General features: G+C 46.2%; 1 protein-coding gene. It reads right to left on the bottom strand.

Going from position 1 to position 509, the window contains the following annotated elements:
- The coding region (locus R8O11_RS31490; RefSeq protein ID WP_412035107.1) for a UvrB domain 3-containing protein at window positions 1–509 on the bottom strand (509 nt) is incomplete at both ends.

Below are 509 nucleotides of genomic sequence, written 5' to 3'. Positions count from 1 at the left end.
ATTCGTCAAAGTAAGCTTTGTTGGTCGCGTCAAACTCTTTGCGGATATCTGCAAAATCAACCACATAGCCATAACGGAAGTCCTTATATGTGCGGTTGACGCGTGTCAGTGCTTGTAGCAAGTTATGTTTGCGGATCACGCGGCCAAGGTAGAGTTTCTTCAAGCGTTTAGCATCGAAGCCTGTGAGTAGCATGTTGTAAACAAACAGTAAGTCGATTTTTCCTGCTTTGAAATCTTCAACCCAATCTTTGCGTTCTTGTTTTGTGCCGACATCATGCAAAATCAGCGCAGCATTGCTCACTTTGTGGGCTTGCTTGGCTGGCTCCATGCTCGCCGTTTGAACGTAAGTCGGGATCGGCTCTGCTACCGATGTTGCTTGCTGAGGTTCCACACTGTCACTACTGGATAGGGGCTTTGAGGCGAACACAGCATTAAACAGCTCAAACATTTTCTTTGCTTGGTCTGAGCTATCACAAATGATCATACCGCCTATAGTTGCGTCATTTAGC

The organism is Vibrio sp. 1288 (assembly GCF_033344475.1).
The sequence above is the reverse complement of the archived record's forward strand: the minus strand, read 5'-3'. Positions and strand labels throughout refer to the sequence as shown.